At 69.1% G+C, this 25,865-nt stretch carries 21 protein-coding genes; 12 read left to right on the top strand and 9 right to left on the bottom strand.

Annotated elements, in window-relative coordinates:
* Positions 1 to 98: 98 nt before the first annotated feature.
* Together SNE35_RS08450 and SNE35_RS08445 are read left to right on the top strand one after the other, a co-directional pair.
* Positions 99 to 3,392, top strand: coding sequence for a PAS domain-containing hybrid sensor histidine kinase/response regulator (locus SNE35_RS08450; protein WP_320422453.1), 3,294 nt, complete (start codon positions 99 to 101; stop codon positions 3,390 to 3,392).
* 4 nt (positions 3,393 to 3,396) lie between these two features.
* A complete protein-coding gene (locus SNE35_RS08445) occupies positions 3,397 to 3,918 on the top strand; it encodes an RDD family protein (RefSeq protein ID WP_320422452.1) in 522 nt (173 codons plus the stop codon).
* On the opposite strand, the gene SNE35_RS08440 is transcribed toward SNE35_RS08445, so the two are convergent.
* Complete coding sequence (locus SNE35_RS08440; protein WP_320422451.1) at positions 3,915 to 6,197, bottom strand: xanthine dehydrogenase family protein molybdopterin-binding subunit; 2,283 nt, start codon at positions 6,195 to 6,197, stop codon at positions 3,915 to 3,917. The two genes, SNE35_RS08445 and SNE35_RS08440, sit on opposite strands and share 4 nt — an antisense overlap.
* Positions 6,194 to 6,682: a (2Fe-2S)-binding protein gene (locus tag SNE35_RS08435; protein WP_320422450.1), complete on the bottom strand. Its 489-nt coding sequence runs from the start codon at positions 6,680 to 6,682 to the stop codon at positions 6,194 to 6,196. Before SNE35_RS08435 ends, SNE35_RS08440 begins: the two co-directional genes overlap by 4 nt.
* A 107-nt stretch (positions 6,683 to 6,789) precedes the next feature.
* Between SNE35_RS08435 and ypfH the strand changes: the two genes are divergently transcribed.
* Positions 6,790 to 7,500 (top strand): esterase, encoded by a 711-nt coding sequence (ypfH, locus tag SNE35_RS08430; RefSeq protein WP_320422449.1) that lies wholly within the window; start codon positions 6,790 to 6,792, stop codon positions 7,498 to 7,500.
* A 3-nt stretch (positions 7,501 to 7,503) separates the two neighbouring features.
* Here ypfH and SNE35_RS08425 read toward each other — a convergent pair whose 3' ends face one another.
* A complete protein-coding gene (locus tag SNE35_RS08425) occupies positions 7,504 to 9,048 on the bottom strand; it encodes a peptide MFS transporter (protein WP_320422448.1) in 1,545 nt (514 codons plus the stop codon).
* Positions 9,049 to 9,125: 77 nt separating this feature from the next.
* The gene (locus SNE35_RS08420; RefSeq protein ID WP_320422447.1) at positions 9,126 to 11,357 is read right to left on the bottom strand and encodes a heavy metal translocating P-type ATPase; all 2,232 of its coding nucleotides are present in this window, start codon (positions 11,355 to 11,357) and stop codon (positions 9,126 to 9,128) included.
* A 58-nt stretch (positions 11,358 to 11,415) separates the two neighbouring features.
* Here SNE35_RS08420 and SNE35_RS08415 point away from each other — a divergent pair, with 58 nt between their 5' ends.
* Positions 11,416 to 11,847: a Cd(II)/Pb(II)-responsive transcriptional regulator gene (locus SNE35_RS08415; protein WP_320422446.1), complete on the top strand. Its 432-nt coding sequence runs from the start codon at positions 11,416 to 11,418 to the stop codon at positions 11,845 to 11,847.
* Between the two features lie 118 nt (positions 11,848 to 11,965).
* Positions 11,966 to 13,108 carry an HD-GYP domain-containing protein gene (locus SNE35_RS08410; RefSeq protein ID WP_320422445.1) on the top strand — a complete coding sequence of 381 codons (1,143 nt, stop codon included), beginning with the start codon at positions 11,966 to 11,968 and terminating at the stop codon, positions 13,106 to 13,108.
* A 7-nt stretch (positions 13,109 to 13,115) separates the two neighbouring features.
* Here SNE35_RS08410 and SNE35_RS08405 read toward each other — a convergent pair whose 3' ends face one another.
* Positions 13,116 to 14,045, bottom strand: coding sequence for an AraC family transcriptional regulator (locus SNE35_RS08405; RefSeq protein ID WP_320422444.1), 930 nt, complete (start codon positions 14,043 to 14,045; stop codon positions 13,116 to 13,118).
* Positions 14,046 to 14,170: 125 nt separating this feature from the next.
* Here SNE35_RS08405 and SNE35_RS08400 point away from each other — a divergent pair, with 125 nt between their 5' ends.
* Complete coding sequence (locus tag SNE35_RS08400) at positions 14,171 to 15,007, top strand: oxidoreductase (protein WP_320422443.1); 837 nt, start codon at positions 14,171 to 14,173, stop codon at positions 15,005 to 15,007.
* Positions 15,008 to 15,013: 6 nt separating this feature from the next.
* Here the strand turns inward: SNE35_RS08400 and SNE35_RS08395 are convergent, their stop codons facing one another.
* A complete protein-coding gene (locus SNE35_RS08395; RefSeq protein WP_320422442.1) occupies positions 15,014 to 15,808 on the bottom strand; it encodes an exodeoxyribonuclease III in 795 nt (264 codons plus the stop codon).
* 156 nt (positions 15,809 to 15,964) lie between these two features.
* Between SNE35_RS08395 and SNE35_RS08390 the strand changes: the two genes are divergently transcribed.
* The 3 genes from SNE35_RS08390 (at position 15,965) to SNE35_RS08380 (ending at position 19,692) form a co-directional block, all read left to right on the top strand.
* Positions 15,965 to 18,223: a TonB-dependent receptor gene (locus SNE35_RS08390; protein ID WP_320422441.1), complete on the top strand. Its 2,259-nt coding sequence runs from the start codon at positions 15,965 to 15,967 to the stop codon at positions 18,221 to 18,223.
* Positions 18,224 to 18,316: 93 nt separating this feature from the next.
* Entirely contained in the window at positions 18,317 to 19,003 is a 687-nt protein-coding gene (gene pyrE, locus SNE35_RS08385; protein WP_320422440.1) for an orotate phosphoribosyltransferase, read from the top strand.
* Positions 19,003 to 19,692, top strand: a complete 690-nt coding sequence (locus SNE35_RS08380; RefSeq protein ID WP_320422439.1) for a hypothetical protein — start codon at positions 19,003 to 19,005, stop codon at positions 19,690 to 19,692. Before pyrE ends, SNE35_RS08380 begins: the two co-directional genes overlap by 1 nt.
* Positions 19,693 to 19,710: 18 nt before the next feature.
* On the opposite strand, the gene gatB is transcribed toward SNE35_RS08380, so the two are convergent.
* Genes gatB through gatC form a run of 3 tightly spaced genes read right to left on the bottom strand, consistent with a single transcriptional unit; the run spans position 19,711 to position 22,973 of the window.
* Entirely contained in the window at positions 19,711 to 21,162 is a 1,452-nt protein-coding gene (gene gatB / locus SNE35_RS08375; protein ID WP_320422438.1) for an Asp-tRNA(Asn)/Glu-tRNA(Gln) amidotransferase subunit GatB, read from the bottom strand.
* A gap of 3 nt (positions 21,163 to 21,165) precedes the next feature.
* Complete coding sequence (gene gatA, locus SNE35_RS08370; protein ID WP_320422437.1) at positions 21,166 to 22,668, bottom strand: Asp-tRNA(Asn)/Glu-tRNA(Gln) amidotransferase subunit GatA; 1,503 nt, start codon at positions 22,666 to 22,668, stop codon at positions 21,166 to 21,168.
* 5 nt (positions 22,669 to 22,673) lie between these two features.
* The gene (gene gatC / locus SNE35_RS08365; protein WP_320422436.1) at positions 22,674 to 22,973 is read right to left on the bottom strand and encodes an Asp-tRNA(Asn)/Glu-tRNA(Gln) amidotransferase subunit GatC; all 300 of its coding nucleotides are present in this window, start codon (positions 22,971 to 22,973) and stop codon (positions 22,674 to 22,676) included.
* 253 nt (positions 22,974 to 23,226) lie between these two features.
* On the opposite strand from gatC, the gene SNE35_RS08360 reads away from it, so the two are divergent.
* The 3 genes from SNE35_RS08360 to mreD all read left to right on the top strand — a co-directional run bounded on the left by SNE35_RS08360 (position 23,227) and on the right by mreD (position 25,859).
* Positions 23,227 to 24,270: a rod shape-determining protein gene (locus tag SNE35_RS08360; RefSeq protein ID WP_320422435.1), complete on the top strand. Its 1,044-nt coding sequence runs from the start codon at positions 23,227 to 23,229 to the stop codon at positions 24,268 to 24,270.
* A 66-nt stretch (positions 24,271 to 24,336) separates the two neighbouring features.
* Positions 24,337 to 25,341, top strand: a complete 1,005-nt coding sequence (mreC, locus tag SNE35_RS08355) for a rod shape-determining protein MreC (protein ID WP_320422434.1) — start codon at positions 24,337 to 24,339, stop codon at positions 25,339 to 25,341.
* Entirely contained in the window at positions 25,338 to 25,859 is a 522-nt protein-coding gene (gene mreD, locus SNE35_RS08350; RefSeq protein WP_320422433.1) for a rod shape-determining protein MreD, read from the top strand. Before mreC ends, mreD begins: the two co-directional genes overlap by 4 nt.
* Positions 25,860 to 25,865: the final 6 nt, after the last annotated feature.

The following is a 25,865-nucleotide window of genomic DNA, read 5'->3' as shown; positions in this document are numbered from 1 at the left end:
CACTAATGCCCAGAATCGGCTGACCGCTGCACCCGCCGCGCGCTTCCGGCGCTTACCGATGGTCACAAGCGCCCGTTCTCGGGGAGACTGCGCGGGCCATGGTGGACACCGATACCCTCGATGACTTGAGCAGCCTGGTCGGGCAGGAGCCTGGCACGGCCGAAAAGCGCACGCTGCTGGAGCGCAACGTGCGCTGGCGCGCCGTGCGCCTGATCCTGGGCGCCTGCGCGCTGGTGCTGGCGCTGCTGTGCCTCGTGCTGCTGGCCACCCGGCGTGCCGACGAGCCTTTCCAAGGCCTGCTGCCGCCGCTGCTGGCCGCCTTCGCTGCGGCGGTGAGCCTGGGCGGCCTGTGGCGGCTGCAGCGCCGCCATGCCGCGGCGATGCTGGCCTTCGTGCAGGCGCTGATCATGGCGCTGGCGGTGTGCAGCGCCGTGTCGCGCGGCGCCGGCCTGCACTCGGTGGGCCTGGCGATGATGGGTTTGATGGTGGCGCTGGCCACCGGCATCCTGGGCCTGCGCGCGGGCCTGATGCTGGGCGCGCTCGGCCTCGCGGCGCTCGGCGGCCTGATGTGGGCGGCGCTGCACGGCGGCCTGCCCGTGCCGCCGGTGCTGCCGGGCCTGCCCTTCAGCTTCGGCGCGCAGGTGCTGCTGCTCGGCACCGGCCTGGCCGTCGGCTGGGGCCTGCTGCGCGTGGTGCACCGCTCGGCGCGCGAGGTGGGCGACCGCAATGCGCGCTTCCGCGACCTGCTGCGGATGGCCGCCGACTGGTACTGGGAGATGGACCGCGAGTACCGCTTCACCCACGTCGCCGAGGAGGTGCCCGGCACCTCGGGCCTGGACCCGGCCGCGCGCCTGGGCAAGGCGCCGTGGGAGATCGAGTCGATGGGCCTGTCCGACGAGGAACTGGACGCGCACCGCGCCGACCTCGAATCGCACCGCCCCTTCCACGGCCTCGTCGCGCGGCGCCGCGGCCTGGACGGCGGCACCCGCTTCGTCTCGATCAGCGGCGAGCCGCGCTTCGATGCGCAGGGCAATTTCCGCGGCTACTGGGGTGTCGGCCGCGACGTCACGGTGGAGGTGCAGGCCGAGCAAGCCATCCACGCCACCGAGACGCGCTACCGCGAGCTGTTCCGCCGCTCGCCCTCGCCGCTGGTGCTGCACCGCTGGGGTCGCGTGCTGGATGTGAACCCCGCCGCGATGGCGATGTTCGGCTACACGCAGCGCTCCAGCATGGTCGGCCAGGACCTGTTCTCGCACTACGAGCCGGGCGACGACGAGCGTGCCCGCCAGCGCAGCGCCAAGATCGAAGCGATGGCCGTCGGCGCGATGCTGCCGATGTCCGAGTACCGGCTGCGCACGTTGTCGCGCCGCCGCCGCCTGGTGCAGGCCACCAGCGTGCGCGTGGACGCGATCGGCGGGCCGGCCACGCTGTCCTTCTTCATCGACCAGACCGAGGCCTCGCGCGCCGCCGAGGCGCTGCGCCGCTCGGAGGGCCTGCTGTCGCACCTGGTGGCCACCAGCCCCGACGTGATCACCTTGACCGAGATGAGCACCGGCCGCTATGCGATGGTCAACCGCACCTTCGAGCAGCTCACCGGCTATGCCAGCGCCGAGGTGATGGGCCGCACCGCCGACGAGCTGGGCATCTGGCGCGACGGCCAGGAGCGCACCCGCGTGATGGAGGCCGTGAGCCTGCATGGCCGCGTGGCCAACCTGCCGATCACCTTCTCCACCAAGAGCGGCGAGCCGATCTCGATGCTGATGTCGGCGGCGCCGTTCGCGATGGACGGCCAGCAGTACCTGGTCATCAACGCGCGCGACGTCACCGAGACCGAGCGCACGCGCCTGGTCCACGAGGCCATCCTCGCCAACGCCTCGATCGGCATCACGCTGACGCGCGAGCAGGTCTTCGTGCAGGTGAATCCGCTGGTCGAGGCGATGTTCGGCTGGCCGGCCGGCAGCCTCATCGGCCAGCACGGCAGCGTCGTCTGGCCCAGCCAGCAGGACTACATCGCCATCGGCGCCGAGGTCGGCCCGCGGCTGGCGGCCGGCGAGCAGATCGAGATCGAGCGGCAGATGCGCCGCAAGGACGGCAGCCTGTTCCTCTGCCGGATCCTGGCCAAGGCGGTGGACCCGAATCACCCGAGCCGCGGCGGCACGATCTGGATCATGGAAGACATCACCGAGCGCCGCCGCGTCGAGGCGGCACTGGCACAGGCGAAGAACGAGGCGCAGGCCGCCAGCCGCGCCAAGAGCGCCTTCCTCGCCAACACCAGCCACGAGATCCGCACGCCACTGAACGGCCTGCTGGGCCTGGCGCGCATGCTGCAGCAGCCCGACCTGGACGACGGCTCGCGCCGCCAGTTGCTGGACCAGATGCTGGACAGCGCCGAGAGCCTGTCCGGCCTGATCTCCGACATCCTCGACCTGTCCAAGATCGAGGCCGGCCGGCTCGAGCTGGAGGCCGCGCCCTTCGCGCTGCGCGACATGCTGTCGACGATGCGCATGGCCTACCTGACCTTGGCACAGGCGCGCGGGCTGTCGTTCAAGGTCGAGGTCGGCGAGGGCGTGCCGGCCTGGGTCGTCGGCGACCAGGTGCGCATGCGCCAGATCCTGAGCAACTACCTGACCAATGCGCTGAAGTTCACCGAGCGCGGCGGTGTCGAAGTGCGCGTGACCTCGCTGGGCAACGATCGCGTGCGCTTCGAGGTCAGCGACACCGGTCCCGGCATCGACCCGGCGCTGAACGAGCGCCTGTTCCAGCCCTTCACCCAGGCCGATGAGTCCACCACGCGGCGCTTCGGCGGCACGGGCCTGGGCCTGTCCATCTGCCGCGAGCTGGCCACGCTGATGAGCGGCGAGGTCGGCGTCGTCAGCGAGTTCGGCCACGGCGCCACCTTCTGGGCCGAGCTGCCGCTGCCGGCCGCGCCGGCGCCGATCAGCCCGAGCCAGCCGCGCGACGAGCACCCGGCCGGCTCGGCCGGCCTGCGCGGGCGGCGCGTGCTGATCGTCGAGGACCATCCGGTCAACATGATGATCGCCGTCGCGCAGTTGCAGCAGTGGGAGCTGGAGGTCTCGCAGGCCAACGACGGCAGCCAGGCGATCGAGGCCGTCAACGCCGCGGCCAGCATGGGCAAGCCCTTCGACGCGGTGCTGATGGATGTGCAGATGCCGGTGATGAGCGGCCACGAGGCCACCCGCGTGCTGCGCCAGCGCTACCCGGCCGACGAGCTGCCCATCGTCGCGCTGACGGCGGCGGCGCTGGTGTCCGAGCGCAACGACGCGCTGGCCGCCGGCATGAACGACTTCCTGACCAAGCCCATCGACGCGACCAAGCTGCGGCAGACGCTGCTACGCTTGATCGGTCAGAAGGACGACTCGAGCAGGAGATGAATCGATGGATGAGCAGCGCGGGGACGCAGAGCAGTTCGAATACGTGGGTTTCTGGGCGCGCGTCGGCGCGAGCCTGATCGACACGGTGCTGGCCTGCCTGGTGGTGGCGCCGCTCGTCTCCATGCTGACCCCGTCCGACAGCTTCCTGCTCTACGGTGGCGACTGGAGCGACATCGAATCGCTGAGCCTGACGCACACCGGCGGCCTGCGCAGCTTCTTGCTGTCGTACGTGCTGCCGGCGGCGATCGTCGTGGTGTTCTGGCTCACGCGGCAGGCCACGCCCGGCAAGATGGCCATCGGCGCCCGCGTCGTCGATGCGGCCACCGGCGCCAAGCTGTCCACCGGCCAGGCGATCGGCCGCTACCTGGGCTACTTCGTCTCGACGATCCCGTTCTGCCTGGGCCTGATCTGGGTCGGCTTCGATTCGCGCAAGCAGGGCTGGCACGACAAGCTGGCCGGCACCGTGGTGATCCGCGCGAAGAAGCGCGGCGTCGAGCCGGTGCGCTTCGACGGGCAGCAACGCTAGGCGAAGGGCAGGCGCCGCCGCCGCTCGCCGGTCAGCGCGAACAGCGCATTGGCCAGCGCTGGCGCCACCGGCGGTACGCCCGGCTCGCCGACGCCGCCGGGCGGGTTCTCGCTGACGACGATGTGCGTCTCCACCACCGGCGCCTCCGCCATCGTGAGCAGCTTGTAGTCGGGGAAGCTGCGCTGCTGCACGACGCCGTCTCGGATGTCGATGCGGCCGTACAGCGCCGCCGTCAGGCCGAAGATCGCGCCGCCCTCCATCTGCTGCGCGACGATGCCGGGGTTGACGACGGTGCCGCAGTCGATCGCGCAGACGATGCGGTGCACGCGCGGCCTTCCCTGTTCGAGCGAGACCTCCAGCACCTGCGCGACGAGGCTGCCGAAGCTCTCGTGCAAAGCCAACCCGCGCGCGCGGCCGATGGGCAAGACCTGGCCCCAGCCGGCCTTGTCCGCCGCCAGCTTCAGCACCGCCGCGTGGCGCGGCAACCCATCCAGCAGGCCGAGGCGGAAGGCCAGCGGATCGGCGCCGGCGGCGTGCGCCAGCTCGTCGATGAAGCTCTCGGTGAAGAAGGCGTTGTGCGAGTGGCCGACCGAGCGCCAGAAGCCGACCGGCACGCCGCTGTGCGTGGCCGCGTGCGCGATGCGCTGGGCCGCGATGGCGTAGGGGTGGTCGAACACGCCCTCGCTGGTGGTCTTGTCCGGCATGTCGATGGGGCCCGCCAGTGCGGGCAGCACGCGTTCCATCCAGCGCGGCGAGATCGCGTCGCCGGCCGTGCCGACCTGCAGCGCGACGGGCCTGCCTGCGGCATCGAGCCCCGCGCGCATCAGCGCCGCGCCGGCCGGGCGGTAGAAGTCGTGCGTCGTGTCTTCCTCGCGCGGCCACAGCAGCTGCACCGGCGCGCCGTTCGTCTCCATCGCCACGCGCACCGCCTGGCCGACGAAGTCCGCCTCCAGCCGGCGCCCGAAGGCGCCGCCGAGGTAGCTGACGTGGACGTCCACGTCCTCCGGCGCGACACCGGCCACGCGGGCCGCCACGGCGCGGGCAAGACCTGGCACCTGCGTAGGCAGCCACAGCTCGACCCGGCCGTCTTTCACGCGCGCGGTGCAGTTCAGCGGTTCCATTGCCACGTGGGCGAGGTAAGGAACTTCGTACAGCGCCTCGACCCGCTTCGCGGCGCTGGCCAGCGCCTGGGCCGCATCGCCCTCGCTGCGGAAGGCGAAGCCGTCTTCGCCGTCGGCCGCGCGCCGCGCACTCGTCATCAGCGCCTGGCGGATCGCCTCCGAATCCAGCGGGCCGGCGGGCCGCGGCTGCCAGTCGGTTTCGATCTGCTGCGCGGCGCGCATCGCATGCCAGCTCGTGCGCGCGACGACGGCGATGGCCGTATGGCCGCCGGCATAGGGCGGCAGCAGCACGACGCGCAGCACGCCCGGCTGCTGGCGGATCGCGTCGACCTGCACCGCGCCGGGCGCGCCGCCCAGCATCGGCGCATGGCGGACGGTGGCGAACAGCAGCGGCCCGCCCTCCGGCCGCTGGTCGATGCCGAAGCGGGCGCTGCCGTCGATCTTGGCGGGCAGGTCCTGGCGCAGCGCCGGCTGGCCAATCAGCCGCCACTGCGCGCGGGGCTTCAGCAGCACCTCGCCGGGCGGCGTGTTGGCGGCTTCGCGGGCCAGCTCGCCGAAGTGGGCGTGCGCGCCCGAGGGATGCGAGATCACGCCGTCCTTCAGCGCCAGCTCCGCGCGCGGCAGCTTCCAGCGCAGCGAGGCGGCGCCCATCAGCTGCGCGCGGGCCGTGGCCGCGGCCCAGCGCAGCGGCTCCCAGGCATCGGCCACGCTGGAGCTGCCGCCGGTCATGTTGATGCCAAGCTCGCGCGCGAGCTTGGCGATGGTCCAGGCGCCCAGTTTCGCGACGGTGGTCTCCTGGCCCGGCTCCATCTGGCGCGGCGTCAGCGGCAACTGGCCGACGAAGCCGGCCACGTTGCCGTAGATCGCCTCGAAGCCGGCGGGGATCAGGCGCACACGCTCCAGCGGCACATCCAGCTCCTCGGCCACCAGTTGGGCCAGCGCGGTGTGCACGCCCTGGCCCATCTCGCTGCGCGGCATTGCCAGCAGCACGCCGCCGTCGGCGGTGATCTTGATCCAGCCGTTGATGCCGATCTCGCCCTCGTGCGCGGCCAGGGTGTCGGCAAGGCCCAGCCGGCTGCGAGGCGGCAGCGCGCCGAAGCCCACCAGCAACGCGCCGGCCGCGCCCAGGCCGCTGAGCAGCAGGGTGCGGCGCTTCATGCCGCCGCCTTCTTGCCGGCCACCGGCGCCATCTGCGCCGCGGCGGCCTTGATCGCCGCGCGGATGCGCGGGTAGGTGCCGCAGCGGCACAGGTTGGTGATCGCTGTGTCGATGTCGGCGTCGCTGGGCTGGCGGTTCTTCGCCAGCAGCGCGGCGGCGGCCATCAGCATGCCGCTCTGGCAATAGCCGCACTGCGGCACCTGCTGGGCGATCCAGGCGAGCTGCAGCGCGTGCGGCTGCGCGGCGCTGCCCAGGGCCTCGATCGTGCCGACGGCCTTGCCCTCGCAGGCAGCCAGCGGCGTCACGCAGGCGCGCACCGCCTGGCCGTCGAGATGCACCGTGCACGCCCCGCAGGCACCGATGCCGCAGCCGAACTTGGTGCCGGTCAGGTTCAGCCCGTCACGCAGCGCCCACAGCAGCGGCATGGCCGGATCGCTGGCGTGTTCGGGCAGGGGCTGGACGCGGCCGTTGATCTTCAGGTCCATCGGAGCTCCATGGAAGGGCGGATCAGCATAGCGGGGCGCCGGCAAGGGCCATGACATCGGCGAGACAATGCGGCGCTGCAAACGTAACGAATAAATCCTTCATCGCCATGAGCACCAGCGATCCCCGCGCCATCGTCAGCCTTCCCGCGCAAGGGCAAAAGCCGCAGCTGCTGTTCGTGCTGCTGCACGGCGTCGGCATGGAAGCCGCGCAGATGGCACCGCTGGACGCGGCGCTGCGCGCGCAGTACCCGCAGGCGGCCATCGTCTCGCTGAACGCGCCGCACGAGTTCGATCGCGGTGAAGGCCGGGGCTTCCAGTGGTTCTCGTCCACCGACATCGACGACGGCAACCGCGCCGCCCGCGTGGCCGCCGCGCTGCCGGCGCTGGTCACCCGCGTGCGCGCCTGGGCGGCTCATTTCGAGCTCGACTGGCCGCTGGTGGCGCTCGCCGGCTTTTCGCAAGGCGGCATCGTCGCGCTGGAAGCCGTGCAGGCCGAACCGCAGCTCGCCGGCCGTGTGATCGCCATCGGCAGCCGCTACGCCACCCTGCCCGAGGCCGCGCCCGATCAGGTCAGCGTGCACCTGCTGCACGGCACCAAGGACGAGGTGCTGCCCTACCGGCTGGTGGTCGACGCCGCGAAGCAGCTGATGGCGCTCGGCGCCGACGTCACCGCCGATGTGCTCCCCGGCATCGGCCACGAGCTGCACCCGAAGCTGGTCGACAAGGCGATGGAGCAGCTCCGCACCTTCGTGCCGGCGCGCCTGTGGCGCGAGGCGATGAAGGCGGCGCAGGAGCAGGGGCTGGCGCCCGAGCAGTAGAGATCAGCGGATGCCGTGCATCTTTCCGAGCATCCACTTGTTCAGCAGCATCATCACGAGCCCCGCGCCGATCGGGATCAGCGTGAAGATCAGGAAGAAGGTGGACATCGAGTAGGTCTCGGAGATGTGGTCGATATAGCTGCCGGTGGCGCCGGCGAGCTTGTTGGCGATCGAGGTGTTCAGGAACCAGATGCCGAACATCAGGCCCAGCAGGCGGGCCGGAGCCAGGCGCGAGATGTAGCTGAGGCCCACCGGCGACAGGGTCAGTTCGCCCATCGTGTGGAATAGATAGGCGATGCACAGGAACACCATGCTGACATGCGCGGTCTTGGCGCCCGGGGCGATGCCGGCCGAGCCGTAGGACAGCGCGGCGAAGCCCAGGCCCAGCAGGACCAGGCCCATGCCGAACTTGATCGGGCCGCTGGGGTTCCACCACTGGTCCCACATCTTCGTGAAGTAGGGCGCCAGGATCACCAGGAAGAAGGAGTTCAGCACGCCGAACCAGGTGGCGGGCACTTCGGACTGCTCCAGCGAGAACTCGCGGCCCAGCATCCACAGCGACAGGCCCCAGATCAGCAGCAGCGCCAGCGCCAGCACGGCGTTGGACGAGGCGATGCGCCCGCCGGTGGCCTTGGCCAGCTTGATCCACAGCCAGGAGAGGATGGCCGCCGGGATGAGCGTCATCAGGCTGTTGATGACCTTGAAGATGAAGCCACCGGTGCCGACCAGCGTGCGGTCGGTGTAGTCGGCCGCGAAGATGGTCATCGAGCCGCCGGCCTGCTCGAAGGCGAACCAGAAGAAGATCGTGAAGAAGGAGAACACGCCGATGGCGACCAGGCGGTCGCGCACGACGTGGGCCGGGCCTTCGTCATCGCGCGAGGCGGCGACGGCGGCGCGGCTCTCGGCGCTGGGCACGTCGCCGATCGAGCCGAAGATCTTCTGGCCGAACCAGAACTGCAGCGCGCCCAGGATCATGAACACGCCGGCCAGGCCGAAGCCGAGGTTCCAGGAAATCTTCTCGCCGATGTAGCCGCACAGCGAGATGCCGAAGAAGGCACCTGCGTTCACGCCCATGTAGAACAGCGTGTAGCCGCCATCGCGGCCCTGCTCGTTGTCCTTGTTGTAGAGCTGGCCGACGATGGCCGAGATGTTCGGCTTCAAGAGGCCCGTGCCCGCGATGATCAGCGAGAGACCCGCGTAGAACGAGACGATGGTGTCGAGGAACAGCGAGATGTGGCCGGCGGCGATGATGAAGCCGCCGATCAGCACCGCGCGGCGCGTGCCCAGAAAACGGTCGGCCAGGTAGCCGCCGAGGATCGGCGTGGCATAGGCCAGGCCCGTGTACCAGCCGTACAGCGAGGTCGCTTCCTCGCGGCTCCAGCCCCAGCCGCCCTTGGCCGCGGTGGACACGAGAAACAGCACCAGCAGCGCGCGCATGCCGTAGTAGGAGAAGCGCTCCCACATCTCGGTGAAGAACAGGACGAACAGGCTGTCCGGGTGGCCGAGGATGGTGCCGTGCGGTGATGAGCCGGCGGATGTCGTGGTCAAGGCGGTACTCCAGATGTTGGACCGGCCCGCTCGTGGCGGGCCGGTCGTGAGGCCGGAATTGTCGCCGGGCGCCGGGCTCAGGCCGGCGGCGCCCTATCGGGGGTTTCCCGCAGCATCCGCAGCCCGTTCAGCACCACCAGCAGGCTGGCGCCGGCATCGGCGAACACCGCCAGCCACAGCGAGCCGAAGCCGGCCAGCGTGAGCGCCAGCACGGCGAACTTCAGGCCCAGCGCGACGGCGATGTTCTGCGTCAGCACGCCGGCCGTGCGCTGCGACAGCGCGATCAGCTCGGGCAGGCGGCGCAGGTCGTCCTGCATCAGCGCGATGTCGGCCGTCTCCAGCGCCACGGCCGTGCCGCCGGCGCCCATTGCGATGCCGATGTCGGCGCGCGCCATCGCCGGCGCGTCGTTGACGCCGTCGCCCACCATCGCCACCGGGCCGGGGAGCTGCACGACGGCGGTGAGCTTGTCTTCGGGCAACAGCTCGGCGCGGAAGTCGGCGATGCCCAGGTCCTTGGCGATCGCGGCCACCGTGCGCGAGTTGTCGCCGCTGAGCAGCGCGACGTTGACGCCCAGCGCGCGCAGTTTGGCGACCGCTTCGATGCTGTGCGGCCGCAGCGTGTCGGCCACAGCCAGCAGTGCCAAGGGCGAATCTCCACGCGTCAGCACGACGACCGTCTTGCCCTGCGCTTCCAGTTCCGCCGCCTGTGCCGGCTCGCCGAGCCAGCGCGGGCTGCCGAGCGAATACGCGACGCCGCCGATGCGGCCTTGCACGCCGCGGCCGCTCAGCGAGGCGAAATCCGCCACCTCGTCCAGGGCACCTGCGTGGCCGGCGACGATGGCCGCCGCCGCCGGGTGGGTGGACAGCGCATCGAGGCTGGCGGCGATGCGCAGCACCTCGTCGCGGCCGAGCTCGGCCAGCGGCAGCACGTCGGTCAGCACCGGCCGGCCCTCGGTCAGCGTGCCGGTCTTGTCGAGCGCGATGGTCTTCAGCCGCCGCGCCTGCTCCAGGTACAGCCCGCCCTTGATCAGCATGCCGCGCCGTGCCGCGGCGGTGAGGCCGCTGACGATCGTCACCGGTACCGAGATCACCAGCGCGCAGGGGCAGGCGATCACCAGCAGCACCAGCGCCCGGTAGATCCAGGGCGTGAACGGCTCGTTCAGCAGCAGCGGCGCGAGGCCGGCCAGCGCCAGCGCGCCGAGCACGACCAGCGGCGTGTAGATGCGGGCGAAGCGGTCGATGAAGGCCTGCGTCGGCGCGCGCTGCGCGGCGGCCTGCTGCACGGCGGTGGCCATCCGGTCCAGCAGCGTGCCGCCGGGTGCGGCGCTGGCGCGGTACTCCAGCAGGCCGGCGCCGCTGTTGATGCTGCCGGCTAGCAGCGGGTCGCCCGCTGCCTTGGCGCGCGGCAGGCTCTCGCCGGTGATGACGGCCTCGTCCACGCTCGACTCGCCGGCTTCCACCACGCCGTCCAGCGCCACCCGCTCGCCCGGCCGCACGCGCAGCCGCGCGCCGATCGTCAGGCTCGCCACCGGTTGCGACAGCCAGGTGCCGTCTGGCTGCTGCACCGGCGCCTGCTCGGGCGCCAGCGCTTCCATCGCCTGGATCGCGCGGCGCGCTCGCGCCAGGCTCAGCGCCTCGATCATCTCGGCCAGGCCGAACAGCCAGACGACCATCGCCGCCTCGGGCCATTGGCCCAGCGCGATCGCGCCGATCACGGCCAGGCTCATCAGCAGGTGAATATTCAGCGCGCCGCGACGCAGCGCGATCGCGCCCTTGCGCAAGGTCGGCAGGCCGCCCAGCAGCGTGGCCGCCAATGCCAGGGCGATCACCACGGGCGAGTTCTCGACGCCGCTGACGTAGGCCGTTACCTCGGCGGCAATGGCTGCCACGCCGGCCGCGGCCATGCGCCAGCGCAATGCCATCGGCACGGCGGGTGGCGCCGGCGGCGCGGGGCGGTCCTCCTGCAGCACTTGGGCCGTCATGCCGACGCCGGCCACCGCGCGCAGCAGGGTCGGGTGCGCGATGCGCTGGTCGTGATCGACGGCCAGCACGCGGCCGATCAGGTCGAAATGCAGGTCCAAGACGCCCGGGAGCGAGCCCAGGGCGGTGCGCAGCAGTTGCTCTTCCGTCGGACAGTCCATGCCGGCGATGAAAAGCCGGCTGCGCTCGGCGCCGGCTGCGACAGCGCTGGGTGCTGGCGAGGACGCGGCCGGGGCGTGCGCGTGGCCATGGTCGTGCCCGTGGTCGTGGTCGCCGCAGCAGGCGTCGTGCCCGTGATCGTGGTGATGGTGTTCGTGCTTCGCTGACATGGGGTCATTGCACAGCCTGTAGTTACTCCAGAGTCAAGCCGCTATCCTGTGAACCATCATGCGCATCGGCGAACTCAGTCGCGCTACCGGCGTCGACATCGAAACCATCCGCTTCTACGAGAAGAGCGGCCTGCTGCCCGGCCCCGCCCGCAGCGACAACGGCTATCGCGACTACACGCAGCCACATCTGGAGCGGCTGGCCTTCATCCGCCACTGCCGCGCGCTGGACATGCCGCTGGCCGACGTGACGCAGCTGCTGGAGAGCCTCGACACCCAGGATCCGGCGCGGCTCGCCAGCGTCGACGGCCTGGTCGACGCCCAGCTCGGCCGCGTGCGCGCACGGCTGGCCAGCATGAAGGCGCTGGAGCAGCAACTGGTGGCGCTGAAGGCGCGTTGCGATGCCGACCACGCGGCCCACGGCTGCGGCATCCTCGAGGAACTGGTGGCGGCGGCGCATGGCGAGGCCTGCGCCTGTCACGGCAAGGACTGAAGGGCGTCGGTGCTGAAATCCGACTTCCACATGTCCGTGGAGTTTCCGCGTTAGCAACCGTAACAATCGCGGTAAAGTCCCGCGACTTCGGCTCCCGCTGCCAGTCCGCCACCTGTCAATGCGCGTTTGCTCCCTGTCCTCGGTCAAGAATCGCGTCGTGCTCGGCGAGCCGCTGCCGTTCAGCGTGCGCGATTCGGCCCACATGTTGCTGCTTGCCCGTGGCCAGGTGATCGCCGACGAGGCGCAGTTGCAAGCGCTGTTCCGGCGCGGTGCGGTCGTCGAGATCGACGAGCTGGCCGCCTCGATGCAGCAGGGTGGGCGCAGCGAGCGGCCTGCCCGCCGCCTGGCGCGCCTGAGTGCCGACTGGGAGCAGCACACCAACGACGTGCGTCAGGCCCTCGCGATGCCGGCCGCCCAACTGGCGGGTTCGCTGCACGGTGCGACCGACCTGCTGTTGTCGCTGATCGATTTCTCGCCCGAGGTGGCGCTGTCGCAGATCGTGCGCCAGTCCGACGGCGGCGGCCCGCACTACGGCGTCAGCCATTCGATCCACGCGGCCACGGCCTGCCTGGCGGCCGCGCGCTACCTGGGCTGGCAGCCCACCGACCAGCGCCGTGCCTTCCAGGCCGCGCTGACGATGAACATCTCGATGCTGGAGCTGCAGGCGCGGCTGGCGAACCAGGTTTCGCCGCTGACCGCCAAGCAGCGCGAAGCGATCCACGAGCATCCCCAGCGCAGCGTCGAGATGCTGCGCGCCGGTGGCATCACCGATGAAGACTGGCTCGATGCCGTGCTGCAGCATCACGAGCTGCCCGACGGCTCCGGCTACCCGCGTGGCGTGGCCGCGGTCGGCGAGCTGGCCGAGATGCTGCGCTTCGCCGACATCTACACCGCGCGGCTCAGCAGCCGCGCCACCCGCCCCGCGATGAGCGCAGCGCAGGCCGGCCGCGACCTGCACCAGATCGCCGAGGCCAGCCCGCTGGCCGGCGCGCTGATCAAGTCCTTCGGCGTCTTCCCGCCGGGCAGCATGGTGCGGCTGGCCTCGGGCGAGCTGGGCATCGTCGTGCGCAATGGCGAGAAGGCTCACCTGCCTCTGGTCGCCACGCTCACCAACGCCGCCGGCGAGCCGCGACTCAAGCCGATGATGCGCGACAGCGCCCGCGAGGAGCATGCGGTGGTGGCCCTGTTGTCGGCCCGCGCGATGCCGATGCGGCTGACGGACGAGATGGTCGTGGAGCTGATCGGCGGCGAGCTGGGCTGAACGAGTTTCAGTGCGAGGCGACCCAGAGCTGCGGGCCAGCCATCTGCGGCATGGCGAAGCTTGATCTCAGCCGCGCCACTTCCTCGCCCGGTGTCCGGCCGAACAGCCGCTTGAACTCGCGGCTGAACTGCGAGGCGCTCTCGTAGCCGACCTCGCTGCTCGCGGTCGCCGCCGTTGTCTCGTTGCGCAGCATCAGCAGGCGCGCCCGATGCAGGCGAACGGACTTCAGGTACTGCATCGGGGAGCTGTCGGTCACCGCCCGGAAGTGTGCGTGGAAGCTCGGAATGCTCATGCCGGCCTCGTCCGCCAGACGCTCCACCGTCAGGCGGTCCTGGAAGGCGGTGTGGATTCGCCGGACCGCCTTGGCGATCTTGCCGAACTGCCCGCGGCCTGCGAGCGCCGCGCGCATCGCCGGGCCCTGCTCGCCGCTCAACACCCGGAAGTAGATCTCGCGGACGATCGCCGGCCCGAGCAGGGCGGTCTCGGGGGCGGAAGTCATGCATTCCAGCAAGCGAAGGACGGTTGCTGCGAGCCGCTCGTCCATCGGCGTGGACACCATGCCCGTCGGCGGTGCCGATGACGGGCCGATCAACTCGTCGAGCTCCAGGGCCAGGGCGCCCGCGACGGCGAAATCGAGCCCCAGATAGATCGCCAGCAGCGGCTCGTCTTCCGTCGCGTCGGTCTCCATCGTGAACGGGACGGGGACCGAGACCGCCAGGTAGTGCTGGGCGTCGTAGAGGTAGACCTTGTCGGCCCAGAAGCCGCGCTTGCGGCCCTGGCAGACGATCACGATGCCTGGCTCGTAGAGCACGGGGGTTGTCGAGAGCGGCCGGTTCGAGCGAAGAAAACGTACATCGGGCAGCGAGGTCAGCGTGTAGCCCTCGTGCGGTGCCAGCGCCTTCATCAGGCTCACCATCCGTGTTCTTGCTTCCGTCATGGCATCGCAGTGTGCATGGAAAATGTCGAATGTCGGCCGATTGCTTGCCAGCGTTCATAGGATTGGGCAAGAATGGCAAACGAACACCCGTTGGCCGCGGCGGGCTCGGCCCCTACGCTTGCGGCATGAAATCCTCCAAGACACTTTTCATCACGGGCGTCAGCAGCGGCCTCGGCCGCGCGATCGCGAATGCCTCCCTCTCGGTCGGCCATCAGGTCATCGGCACGGTGCGCAACGAAGCGGCGCGAGCCGAATTCGAAGCGCCCTGGGGCGGCCGCGCGCATGCGCGCCTGCTGGACGTGAGCCAGTTCGAAGCCATCGGGCCGCTGGCCGCCGAAATCGAGTCGAGCATCGGCCCGGTGGATGCCGTGATCAATAACGCCGGCTACGGGCACGAGGGCGTGCTGGAAGAATCCCCGCTGGACGAATTGCGGCGCCAGTTCGACGTCAATGTGTTCGGCGCCGTGGCCGTCATCCGGGCCTTCCTGCCCTTCATGCGGGGCCGGCGCCGCGGGCACATCGTCAACATCACGTCGATGGGCGGCACGATCACGATGCCCGGCATTGCCTACTACTGCGGCAGCAAGTTCGCGCTGGAGGGCATTTCCGGCGCGCTGGCGAAGGAGCTGAAGGCCTTGGGCATCGCCGTGACGGCGGTGGCGCCAGGGTCTTTCCGGACCGATTGGGCGGGCCGCTCGATGGTGCGCTCGTCCCGCGCCATCGCCGGCTACGACGCCGTCTTCGATCCGGTCCGCCGTGCGCGCATCGAGAAGAGCGGCAAGCAACTGGGCGATCCGGACAAGGCCGGGGAAGCGATCCTGCAGCTGCTGGAGATGCCCCAGCCGCCGGAGCAACTGCTGCTGGGCAGCGACGCGCTGGCCCTGGTGCGCGCGCAGCTCGAAACCCGGCTGGCGGACATCGCGCGCCACGAGGCGGTGACGCGTTCGACGGACGTCGCCTGACGGCGACTACAGCTTGAAGTCGTAGTCGATCGTCAGCGGCGCGTGGTCGCTGAACTTCTTCTCGGTATAGATGTGCTCGCGCTTGGCCAGCGCGGCGAGGCCGGGCGTGGCCAGGTGGTAGTCCAGCCGCCAGCCCACGTTCTTCGCGTAGGCCTGGCCGCGGTTGCTCCACCAGGTGTACTGCTCGGGCTTGTCGTTGAGCGTGCGGAACACGTCGACGAGGCCGGCCCCATCTTTCCCATCAGCGAACAGTTTCGTGAGCCACGCGCGCTCCTCGGGCAGGAAGCCCGAGTTCTTCATATTGCCCTTCCAGTTCTTCAGGTCGATTTCCTTGTGGGCGATGTTGACGTCGGCCACCAGGATGAATTCGCGCTGCGCCTTCAGCTCCAGCAGGCGCGGATAGATCTCGGCCAGGAAGCGGAATTTGGCTTCCTGCCGCTCGGGGCCGCTGCTGCCGCTGGGGAAGTAGCAGGAGATCAGGCTCAGCTTGCGGCCCGGCTTGTCGAAGCGCTTCTCGATCCAGCGGCCCTCGTTGTCGAACTCCTCGACGCCGATGCCGGTGACCAGCTCGCTCGGTTCCTCGTTCGTGAAGAGGCCGACGCCGGAGTAGCCCTTCTTCTGGGCGTAGTGGAAATGGCCCTTCAGCTTTTCGTGCGTGCAGAACTTGCCGTCCACGTCCACGTGCTGGGCCTTGACCTCCTGCACGCCGACGGCGTCGGCCTGCTGCTGCGGCAGCCAGTCGAAGAAGCCCTTGGTGGCGGCGGAGCGGATGCCGTTGAGGTTGGCGGTGATGAAGCGCATGGCAATCGGAGCGGAAACGTCAAGAGGAGGCGGAGTATCGCCGCAGCCGCCGCGACGGGTTTTACCAACAACCTCATCGAGCGACTGGACTTGTCATGGTCCGTGGCGCGCTAATTGCTAAATGTTGCGTCACGTCAAGAACCGGAGAAAAACCCCATGACCGATCCGAAGCTCTCGCGGGCCAAGCTGGCCGCATCCCTCGCACTGGCCCTGGCCGCCTGGCCTGCCGCCGCGCAGGACAACAAGAGCCAGCTCGACACCGTCACCGTCACGGCACAGCGCCGCGTCGAGGACATCAAGGACGTGCCAGCCGCCGTCACCACGATCAGCGGCGATGCGCTTGACGCGCTGAACGCCAGCGGCCAGGACGTGCGCATGCTGTCCGGCCGGCTGCCCAGCCTGAACATCGAATCCTCGTTCGGCCGCGCTTTCCCGCGCTTCTACATCCGCGGCTACGGCAACACCGACTTCCACCTGAACGCCTCGCAGCCGGTCTCGCTGATCTACGACGACGTGGTGCAGGAGAACCCGATCCTGAAGGGCTTCCCGGTGTTCGACGTGAAGGCCGTCGAAGTGATTGCCGGCCCGCAAGGCACGCTGTTCGGCCGCAACACGCCGGCCGGCGTGGTGAAGTTTGATTCGGTGGCGCCGTCGCAGAAGCAGGACGGCTACGTCAGTGTTGGCATCGGCAATCTGAGCAGTTACTCGCTTGAGGGGGCGGCCAATCTGCCGCTGTCTGGCGACTGGGCCGCGCGCATTTCGGTCCAGGACCAGCATCGCGGCAACTGGGTCACTAACACTTTCCCGGACGCCCAGACGCCCAAGACCGAGGGCTTCACCGACCTCGCCTTGCGGCTGCAAGCGCTGTACAAGAACGGGGACTTCAGCGCGCTGTTCAACATCCACCATCGCGACCTGGACGGCAGCCCGCGTTTGTTCCGCGCCGGCATTCTCGTTCCGGGCACCAATGACCTGAACCCTGACTTCGATCCGAAGAAGGTTTCCTTCGATGGCAAGAACGAGCAGAAGGTGAAGGCAACCGGCGGCAGCGTGCGACTGAAGTGGGACCTGCCTGACGTCGCAATCTACTCGATCACCGGCATCGAGACGGTACAGCCGTTCAGCCGCGGTGACGTCGACGGCGGTGCCAACTACACCTTCAACTTTGCCACGCCACCGGCAAAGCTCTTGCCGCTCAACCAGCAGTTGGGCACGGCCGCCTTCCCGGTCGAAACCTCGGACGAGCTTCACGGGCATCGCCAGCTGAGCCAGGAAGTCCGCGTGGAATCGAAGACGCCCGGTCCACTGAGCTGGCAGACCGGTGTCTTCGCCTTCGACGAGCGCTACACCTGGCAGGCGATCGACTACATCAACTGCGCTCCACTGAACTGCCAGGAGTTCACGCACCAGACCAATCGCGCGTTCGCCGTGTTCGGCTCGGTCGGCTATCAGCTGACACCTGACTTCAAGCTCTCCGCCGGTGCCCGTTACACGCGCGACAAGAAGACGCTGAACAGCACGGCCGTCGACGCCACCGTGAACTCCGATGGCACGGCCCTGCATCCTTCTGGCGCCAGCACCAACGATTCCAAGTGGACCTGGGACGCCTCGGCCGTCTACTCGCTGGACAAGAGCACGAACGTCTATGCCAAGGTGGGTACCGGCTTTCGCGCCTCGGCCGTTATTCCGGCAGGCTTGAAGGAGGCTTTCGGCGGTACGCTGCTCACGGCGAGTCCCGAGACCCTGACCTCCTATGAACTTGGTATCAAGAGCGATTTCTGGAATCGCCGCGCACGGCTGTCCGCCGATGTGTTCAGCTATGACGTGAAGAACATGCAGCTGACCTCGGTCGGCGGCAATGCCAATTCCAATAGCGTGCAGAGTATCAACAAGGTTACCGGCCGGGGCATCGAGCTGAATCTTGACCTGCTGCCGATCGACAACCTGATGATCCATCTGTCGGGATCGATCAACGACACGAAGATCAAGGATCCCAACGCGACGGCTGGTCCCTGCGGCGGCGGCTGCACGCCGCTGAATCCGACGGCGCCCAGCGGTGCTTACTACCTCAACGGCAACCCGCTGCCCAATGCACCGAAGTACGTCGGCAATTTCAACCTGCGCTATGGCTTCCCGTTGAGTGACGGCAGCGAGGTCTATGTCTACACCGACTGGACCTACCGCAGCTCCGTGCTGCTGCCGCTCTACAAGTCTGTTGAATTCACCGGCAAGCCGCTGACCGAAGGTGGCCTGCGTGGCGGCTACATCTGGAACAACGGCAAATACGAGGTGGCGGCCTATGTTCGCAACATCACGAACAAGATCGTGAACACGGGCGACATCGACTTCAACAACCTGACCGGCTTCATCAACGATCCGCGCACCTACGGCGTGCAGTTCAAAGCGCTGTTCTGACGCGCATCCGGCCCCTGCAAAGCCTGGTTTCCGCGAGGAAACCAGGCTTTTTTTGGCCCCTACAATGCCTAATTCCCTTACCGCTGATCCCGCATGAACGCCGCTCCGTCCCCCGATCCCCTGGCCCAGGAATTCGTCGCCTTCGCGGTCGAAGCGGGTGTGCTGCGCTTCGGCGAGTTCAAGACCAAGGCGGGCCGGATGAGCCCGTACTTCTTCAACGCCGGCCTGTTCGACGACGGCGCCAAGCTGATGCGCCTGGCGCAGTTCTACGCGCAGCGGCTGGTGGCCGACATGGAGCGGGGCTTCCAGTTCGACATGATTTTCGGCCCTGCCTACAAGGGCATCACGCTGGCCGCGGCGGTGTCGATCGAGCTGGCGCGCTTGGGCCACAACAAGCCCTTCGCCTACAACCGCAAGGAAGCGAAGGACCACGGTGAGGGCGGCACGCTGGTCGGTGCCCCGGTCAAGGGCCGCGTGCTGATCATCGACGACGTGATCTCCGCCGGCACCTCGGTGCGTGAATCGATCGCGATGATCACCGCCGCCGGCGCCACGCCCTGCGGCGTGTCGATCGCGCTGGACCGCCAGGAGAAGGCGGCGCAGGACGGTGTCGACATGCCCTGGTCTGCCGTGCAGTACGTCACCCAGCAATTGCAACTGCCGGTGAGCGCGATTGCCGGCTTGGCAGACTTGCTCCAGTATCTGGATGCGTCCACCGACACCGGCCTCAGCGCTTCCCGGGCCGCCGTCCAAGCCTATAGAGATCGTTACGGGGTCTGATGCGCCACACCGCCGCCGCTGCCGCCACTGTTGTCCTCTTCAACCTGCTGGGCTCCGCCCCGGCCTGGGCCCAGGCCGGTGACAACGGCAAGGGCGCGATTTACAGCTGCACGGCGCCCGACGGCCGCAAGCTCACGTCCGACCGGCCGATCGCCGATTGCTCGATGCGCGAGCAGCGCGTGCTGAACCCCGATGGCTCGTTGCGCACGGTGCTCCCGCCCTTCCTCTCGCCCGAGGAGCGCGCGGCCAAGGAAACGCGCGACCGCAAGCTGGCCGCCGACCGCGCCGCCCAGGCGGACGCGGTTCGCCGGGACCGCAACCTGATGCAGCGCTTCCCGAACGAGCCGGCGCACCAGCGCGCGCGGCAGGGCGCGCTGGACGATGCCGAGAAGGCGATGCGCATCTCCGAGCGCCGCATCAAGGACCTGGGCCTGGAACGCAAGCCGCTGCTCGACGAGGCCGAGTTCTACAAGGGCAAGCCGCTGCCGGGCAAGCTCAAGCAGCAGCTCGACGCGAACGATGCCGCCGTCGAGGCGCAGCAGCAGCTGATCGAGAACCAGAAGGCCGAGCTGGTGCGCATCAACTCGCGCTACGACGCGGAGCTGGCGCACCTGAAGAAGCTGTGGGGCGGTGCGCCGCCGGGAAGCCTGGGCGACGCGCCCGTCATCACGACGACCGGCGCCCAGTAAACGGCAGGCCAGCCGGCCTCAGCCGCCCAGCTTCTTCTTCAGCAGTTCGTTCACCGCAGCCGGATTGGCCTTGCCCTTGGTGGCCTTCATCGCCTGGCCGACCAGCGCGTTGAAGGCCTTTTCCTTGCCGGCGCGGAACTCCTCGACCGACTTGGCGTTCGCAGCCAGCACCTCGTCGAGGATGCGTTCAAGCTCGCCGGTGTCGTTGGACTGCTTCAGGTCCTTGGCCGCGATGATCGCGTCGACCTCGCTGCCCTCGCGGGTCCACAGCGCCTCGAAGACCTGGCGGGCGGAGTTGTTCGAGATCGTGCCGTCCTGGATGCGCGCGATCAGCTGGGCCAGCGTGGCGGCCGGGACCGGCGCATCGGCGATGTCGCGTTCCTCGACGTTCAGGCGGCGCGAGATCTCGCCCATGATCCAGTTGGCGGCCAGCTTGGGCGTGGCGCCGGCGGCCTTCGCTGCCTCGTAGTAGCGGGCGACCGACAGGCTCTGCGTCATCATCGTCGCGTCGTAGGCCGGCAGGCCGTCGGCGCTCTCGAAGCGGGCGGCCATCACGCCGGGCAGCTCGGGCATCTCGCCCTTCACACGCTCCACCCACTCGGGCGCGATCACCAGCGGCGGCAGGTCGGGGTCGGGGAAGTAGCGGTAGTCGGCCGCGTCTTCCTTGCTGCGCATCGCGCGGGTCTCGCCGGTGTCGGGGTTGAAGAGCACCGTGGCCTGCTGGATCTTGCGGCCGTCCTCGATCTCGTCGATCTGCCAGTTGACCTCGTAGTCCACCGCCTGCAGCAGGTAGCGGAAGCTGTTCAGGTTCTTGATCTCGCGGCGCGTGCCGTAGGGCTCGCCGGGCTTGCGCACCGAGACGTTGACGTCGCAACGGAACGAGCCTTCCTGCATATTGCCGTCGCAGATGCCCAGCCACATCACCAGCGCATGCAGCGTCTTGGCGTACTCGGCCGCCTCGGCGCCGGAGCGCATGTCGGGTTCGGAGACGATCTCCAGCAGCGGCGTGCCGGCGCGGTTCAGGTCGATGCCGCTCTGGCCGTGGTAGTCCTCGTGCAGGCTCTTGCCCGCGTCCTCTTCGAGGTGGGCGCGGGTCAGGTTGACCGTGTGCTTCTTGTCGCCGACGAAGAAGTCCAGCTTGCCACCCTGCACCACCGGGATCTCGTACTGGCTGATCTGGTAGCCCTTGGGCAGGTCCGGATAGAAGTAGTTCTTGCGGGCGAAGATCGACAGCGGCGCGATCTTAGCGCCCACCGACAGGCCGAAGCGGATCGCCCGCTCGACGGCGCCGCGGTTCAGCACCGGCAGTGTGCCCGGCAGCGCCAGGTCCACCGGCGAGGCCTGCGTGTTGGGCTCGGCGCCGAAAGCGGTGGACGAACCGGAGAAGATCTTCGAGACGGTGCTCAGCTGGACATGGTTCTCCAGGCCGATCACCACTTCATAGCCGCGAATCAATTTAGCAGTCGTCATAACTCAGAATCCCGACGGAGCGGCCCGATGCCAATCGGTGGCCTGCTGCAGCGCATGTGCCGCATGCAGCAGCTGGCCTTCCTTGAAGTAGTTGCCCAGCAGCTGCAGGCCCACCGGCATGCCGCCGTCGCCGAAGCCCACCGGCACGCTCATGCCGGGTAGACCGGCCAGCGAGCCGGGCAAGGTGAAGATGTCGGCCAGGTAGGCCTTGACCGGGTCGTCCTTGCCCTCGCCGTGCTTCCAGGCGACGGTCGGCGCCACCGGGCCGGCGATCAGGTCGCACTGGGTGAAGCACTGCTGGAAGTCGTCGGCGATCATGCGGCGCAGCTTCTGTGCCTGCAGGTAGTAGGCGTCGTAGTAGCCCTCGCTGAGCACGTAGGTGCCCACCATGATCCGGCGCTTGACCTCGTCGCCGAAGCCTTCGGCGCGCGTCTTCTTGTACATGTCCAGCAGGTCGTCGTACTGGGCTGCGCGATGGCCGAACTTGACGCCGTCGAAGCGGCTCAGGTTCGAGCTCGCCTCGGCCGGGGCAATGATGTAGTACACGGGGATCGCCAGCTGCGTGCGCGGCAGGCTGACGTCCACCAGCGTCGCGCCGAGCTTTTCCAGCTCCTGCAGGCCGGCGCGGACGGCGGCGTTCACATCGCCGGCCAGGCCCTCGGGGAAGAACTCCCTGGGCAGGCCGATGCGCAGGCCCTTCAGCGGTTGCGCGGCGCTGGCGCCTTCGCGCGCCTGCAGCATCTGCGCGTGGAAATCCTGCGGCGGGCGCTGGACGCTGGTGGCGTCGCGCTCGTCGAAGCCGCTCATCGCCGACAGCAGCAGCGCGCAGTCCTCGGCCGAGCGGGCCATCGGGCCGGCCTGGTCCAGGCTCGACGCGAAGGCGATCATCCCGTAGCGCGAGCAGACGCCGTAGGTCGGCTTGATGCCGGTGATGCCGGTGAACGAGGCCGGCTGGCGGATCGAGCCGCCGGTGTCGGTGCCGGTGGAGGCGGGCACCAGGCGCGCCGCCACCGCGGTGGCCGAGCCGCCCGAAGAACCGCCCGGCACGCGGCCGGCGTCCCAGGGATTGTTGACCGGCTTGAAGGCCGAGTTCTCGTTGGCCGAGCCCATCGCGAACTCGTCGCAGTTCAGCTTGCCCAGGCTCACCGTGCCGGCGTCGATCAGGCGCTGGATCACCGTGGCGTTGAAGGGGCTGCGGTAGTCGGCCAGGATCTTCGAGCCGGCGGTGGTCGGCATGTCCCGCGTGACGAAGATGTCCTTGTGCGCCAGCGGCACGCCGATCAGCGCGCCGGTCTCGCCGGCGGCGCGGCGAGAGTCGGCGGCAGTGGCCGCGGCCAGCGAGGCTTCGGGGTCGGTGTGAAGGAAGGCACCGAGGGCCTCGTGCGCGGTAACACGCGCAAGAAGATGTTTCGTGATTTCGGTGCTGGAGACCTCGCGGCTGGCCAGCGCGCGGCTCAGGGCGGCGACGCCCTTTTCGTGAATTTCGGCGTGCAGATCGGAACTCATATCGCTCACTCGATGACCTTCGGGACCAGGAACAGGCCGTCCTCGACGGCCGGCGCGCTGCGCTGGTTCAGCTCGCGCTGATTCGTCTCGCTGACCGCGTCCTCGCGCAGGCGCAGAGTCACTTCCTGCACCGTGGAGAGCGGCGTGTACAGCGGCTCGACGCCGCTGGTGTCGACGGCGTTCATCTGCTCGACGATCGAGAAGAAACCGTTCAGCTCGGTCAGCAGCTTGGCGCTCTCGGCGTCCTTCAGTTCGAGCCGCGCCAGATGGGCGATGCGGCTCACGTCGTGTGGGGTCAGGGCCATGTGGAAAGTCGTCCGATTCCGGCGGTGCAACCCTGTGAAAAGGGCAGCGCCCAAGCGGGCAAATGGGGGGTGATCGGGTATTATCTACGCTTATCTCATGCGCATCGGGGCTGCCGGAGTTCAACGCTTGGCGGCCTCGTCGCTTATGGGTCCCGACACGCCTCCTCCGCTCACCCGCACAACATACCGCGCACCCCCTGGCGATCTCCAGCCTCAGGCCCAGATGCCCGGCCGCGCGCCGCTAAAAACGCCCATGTTCTCTTCCCTGCGTCGCTACTTCTCGACCGACCTCGCCATCGACCTCGGCACCGCCAACACCCTGATCTACGTCCGCGGCAAGGGCATCGTCCTCGACGAGCCCTCCGTCGTCTCGATCCGCCATGAAGGCGGTCCGAACGGCAAGAAGACCATCCAGGCGGTGGGCCGCGAGGCCAAGGCCATGCTCGGCAAGGTGCCCGGCAACATCGAGGCCATCCGCCCGATGAAGGACGGCGTGATCGCCGATTTCACCGTCACCGAGCAGATGCTCAAGCAGTTCATCAAGATGGTCCACGACTCGAAGATGCTCAAGCCGAGCCCGAGGATCATCATCTGCGTGCCCTGCGGCTCCACCCAGGTCGAGCGCCGCGCCATCCGCGAATCGGCGCTGGGCGCCGGCGCCAGCGAGGTCTACCTGATCGAGGAGCCGATGGCCGCCGCGATCGGCGCCGGCCTGCCGGTGGCCGAGGCTTCGGGCTCGATGGTCGTCGACATCGGTGGCGGCACCACCGAGGTGGGCGTCATCTCGCTGGGCGGCATGGTCTACAAGGGCTCGGTCCGCGTCGGCGGCGACAAGTTCGACGAAGCCATCATCAACTACATCCGCCGCAACTACGGCATGCTGATCGGCGAGCCCACGGCCGAGGCGATCAAGAAGAGCATCGGCTCCGCCTTCCCGGGCTCCGAGGTCAAGGAGATGGAGGTCAAGGGCCGCAACCTCTCCGAAGGCGTGCCGCGCAGCTTCACGATCTCGTCCAACGAGATCCTGGAAGCGCTGACCGACCCGCTGAACCAGATCGTCAGCGCCGTGAAGAACGCGCTGGAACAGACCCCGCCAGAGCTGGGCGCCGACATCGCCGAGCGCGGCATGATGCTGACCGGCGGCGGCGCACTGCTGCGCGACCTGGACCGCCTGCTGGCCGAGGAAACCGGTCTGCCGGTGCTGGTGGCCGAAGATCCTCTGACCTGCGTCGTGCGCGGTTGCGGGATGGCCCTGGAGCGCATGGAGCGCCTGGGCTCGATCTTCACCTCGGAGTAAGCCCATGCCGTGGGGGCAGGTGATGCCCCCTTCGTCCAGCCTGCGATCCGACCTGTCTTTCCCGCCATGCCCCTCGGCACCCTCGATCGCACCCCGCCCCCCTTCTTCCGTCAGGGCCCGTCCGCGCTGACGCAGCTGGCGTTCTGCACGGCCGTGGCCATCTTCCTGATGGTGGCCGACGCAAAGCTGAAGCTGACCCAGCCGGCGCGCGCCGTGATGGCGCTGGCGATGCACCCGGTCGAGCGCGCGCTGCTGGCGCCGGTCGACGCCTGGGACGTCGCCGGCGATTACCTGCGCGGTACCCAGCGCGCGATGGATGCCGAGAACCTGGCGCGCCAGCAGCTCGTGCAGCAGGCCGAGCGCCTGTCGCGCGCCGCCCAGCTGCAGGCCGAGAACGAACGCCTGCGCAAGCTGCTGGAGCTGCGGCCTGCCCTGACGGTCAGCTCGCTGGCGGCCGAGGTGCTGTACGAGGCGCCGGATCCGTTCTCGCGCCGCGTCGTCATCGACCGGGGCAGCCGTGACGGCGTCAAGCTCGCCTCGCCGGTGATCAATGACGCCGGCGTGCTGGGCCAGGTGACGCGGGTCTATACCCTGTCCAGCGAGGTCACCTTGCTGAACGACAAGGACGCCGCCATTCCCGTGCTGAACACCCGCACCCAGCAGCGCAACGCCGCCTTCGGCGCGGCCGACGGCAGCGGCATGGAACTGCGCTTCCTGGCGGCCAATGCGGACGTCAAGGTCGGCGACCTGATGGCCACCTCGGGCCTGGACGGCGTCTACCCGGCGGGCCTGCCGGTGGCCAAGGTCAGCAAGGTCGAGCGGCGCGGCGACACCAGCTTCGCCAGCGTGACCCTGGCGCCGGTAGCGCAGGCCGACAGCGCGCGCCACGTGCTGGTGCTGGCGCCGCTGGAGGCCTTCGAGGCGACCCGCGCCGAGGCCGAGACCGCTGCGGCGAGTGCGGCGGCGGTGGAGGCGAACATCAAGTCCGCCAAGCGCGCCGAGGCCAAGGAAGCGCGCGCCGCGAAGGCCGCTGCGTCCAAGGCCGCGAAGGAAGGCGAGGGCGCCCGATGATCATGCCACGCGGTTCGGACCAGCTGCTGCTGCCGGCCAACCCTCTGTTCATCGTGTTCACCCTGCTGGTGGCGCTCACGGTGGACATGATCCCCTTCGGCCGCGTGCCCTGGATGCCCGAGCTGCTGGCCGTGGTGCTGGTGTTCTGGGGCGTGCACCAGCCGCGGCGCGTCGGCGTGGGCTGGGCCTTCTTCTTCGGCCTGCTGATCGACGTGCACCACGGCGCGCTGCTGGGCCAGCACGCGCTGTCCTACAGCCTGCTGAGCTTCGGCGCGATCGCGCTGCACCGGCGCCTGCCCTGGTTCGGGCTGCCGACGCAGGCGATGCACGTGCTGCCGCTGTTCGTGCTGGCGCACCTGCTGGCGCTGGTCGTGCGGATGATGGTCGGCGGCATGTGGCCCGGCTGGGGCCTGGTGCTGGCGCCGCTGCTCGAGGCGCTGCTGTGGCCGGTCGCCAGCGTCCTGCTGCTGGCGCCGCAGCGCCGCGCTCCGGACCGCGACGTGAACCGCCCCCTGTAAGCGCTC

It is taken from the genome of Roseateles agri (assembly GCF_034043675.1).
GTDB lineage: Bacteria > Pseudomonadota > Gammaproteobacteria > Burkholderiales > Burkholderiaceae_C > KK5.
The sequence above is the reverse complement of the archived record's forward strand: the minus strand, read 5'-3'. Positions and strand labels throughout refer to the sequence as shown.